1 protein-coding gene is annotated in these 544 nt (G+C 61.0%); it reads left to right on the forward strand.

Features of this window, described 5'->3' with window-relative positions:
* On the forward strand, positions 1 to 544 hold a 544-nt coding region (locus tag E1297_RS00815), incomplete at both ends, for an LLM class flavin-dependent oxidoreductase (protein ID WP_155132695.1).

Consider the following 544-nt stretch of genomic DNA (forward strand, 5'->3'; position numbering starts at 1 on the left):
CCACTATCCGAGCCCGGTGGTGACCAGTGCTGCACTTGCTGGCCGGACCAAGCGGATTTCCATCCGGGCCGGCAGTGTGGTCTTGCCGCTGCACCATCCGGTGCGTGTCGCCGAGGACTGGGCGATGATCGACAATCTGTCGAACGGCCGGGTCGGCTTTTCGATTGCCTCGGGCTGGCATGCCCGGGACTTTGTCCTGATGCCAGGTGCTCATGAGACACGCAAGGCGCGGATGATGGAGATGCTCCCCGTTCTGCGTTCCCTTTGGCGCGGCGAGGAAGTCGTCTTTTCCAATGGCACCGAGGAATTTCCCGTAAGGATCAGACCCCGTCCGGTGCAAACGGAGATCCCGATCTGGCTGACCGCGGCCGGCAATCCGGAGAGCTTCATCGAGGCGGGCACCCATCAGCTCAATCTGCTGTCCTTTTTGGCGCTGACGTCTCCGGAGGCCTTGAGCGAGAAAATCGAAGCCTATGTGAATGCATTTGCTGCCAACGAGCGCCCTGGTTCCCCTGCAAAACCGCATGTTTCGGTCATGGTGCAC

Source organism: Roseibium sp. RKSG952 (assembly GCF_009711355.1).